A 1,413-nucleotide genomic window follows, 5' to 3' on the forward strand; every position below is an offset into this window, starting at 1 on the left:
ATTTAATTAATTTAAATTGGTTGATTGAATTCTTGCTGAGACACTCTCAAGTTTTGATTGGAAACAATCATAGCTAATGTGTATGGCGATGAATTTCGACAGAAATTCATTTGATCGTTAAAGGTAGTTGTATTGACTGACCTCTAACGATTTACGAAGGTAAATCGTTTCGGGTTATATGGTCAAGTGACTAAGCGTACACGGTGGATGCCTTGGCAGTCAGAGGCGATGAAGGACGTGGTAATCTGCGATAAGCTTCGGGGAGTCGATAAACAGACTTTGATCCGGAGATTTCCGAATGGGGAAACCCAACGGCATAAGCCGTTATTCCTTACCTGAATACATAGGGTCTGGAAGGCGAACCCGGGGAACTGAAACATCTAAGTACCCGGAGGAAAAGAAATCAATTGAGATTCCCCCAGTAGCGGCGAGCGAACGGGGATTAGCCCTTAAGCAGTTTTTGGTTTAGTGGAAGGCTCTGGAAAGTGCCGCCATAGTGGGTGATAGCCCCGTACACGAAAGGCCAATTAATGTGAAATCGAGTAGGACGGGACACGTGAAATCCTGTCTGAACTGTCTTCGGACGAGGGGGGACCATCCTCCAAGGCTAAATACTCCTGACTGACCGATAGTGAACCAGTACCGTGAGGGAAAGGCGAAAAGAACCCCGTTGAGGGGAGTGAAATAGAACCTGAATCCGTGTACGTACAAGCAGTGGGAGTCGGTGGGCAGTTGACAGTGGACAGTAGACAGTTGATGTGCAGAAGCACGGTTGACTGAAACGCTGTTGCTGGATGATAAAGCGTCGGAATGGAACAGGGAGCCAGAAACAGGCACTTCCTGAACCGTTCACCGTCTACTGTCAACTGTCCACCGATGACTGCGTACCTTTTGTATAATGGGTCAGCGACTTACTTTCAGTGGCAAGGTTAACCGCATAGGGGAGCCGTAGGGAAACCGAGTCTTAATAGGGCGTGTTCTTAGGAACAACAGTCGCTGGGAGTAGACCCGAAACCGGGCGATCTATCCATGGGCAGGTTGAAGGTTGAGTAACATCAACTGGAGGACCGAACCGACTATCGTTGAAAAGCTAGCGGATGACCTGTGGATAGGAGTGAAAGGCTAATCAAGCCCGGAGATAGCTGGTTCTCCTCGAAAGCTATTTAGGTAGCGCCTCGTGTCTCACCATCGGGGGTAGAGCACTGTTTGGGCTAGGGGGTCATCCCGACTTACCAACCCCATGCAAACTCCGAATACCGATGAGTGCAATCACGGGAGACACACGGCGGGTGCTAACGTCCGTCGTGGAAAGGGAAACAACCCAGACCGTCAGCTAAGGTCCCAAAGTTCTGGTTAAGTGGGAAACGATGTGAGAAGGCCCAGACAGCCAGGAGGTTGGCTTAGAAGCAGCCA

General features: G+C 49.6%; 1 rRNA gene. It reads left to right on the forward strand.

The window, feature by feature from the left end:
• Window positions 1-180: 180 nt before the first annotated feature.
• Window positions 181-1,413, forward strand: a 23S ribosomal RNA gene (locus J7439_RS25440); the annotation flags it as partial.

Origin of the sequence: Salinisphaera sp. G21_0, assembly GCF_017744115.1 — a bacterium.
Classification (GTDB): Bacteria; Pseudomonadota; Gammaproteobacteria; order Pseudomonadales; family Endozoicomonadaceae; genus Endozoicomonas.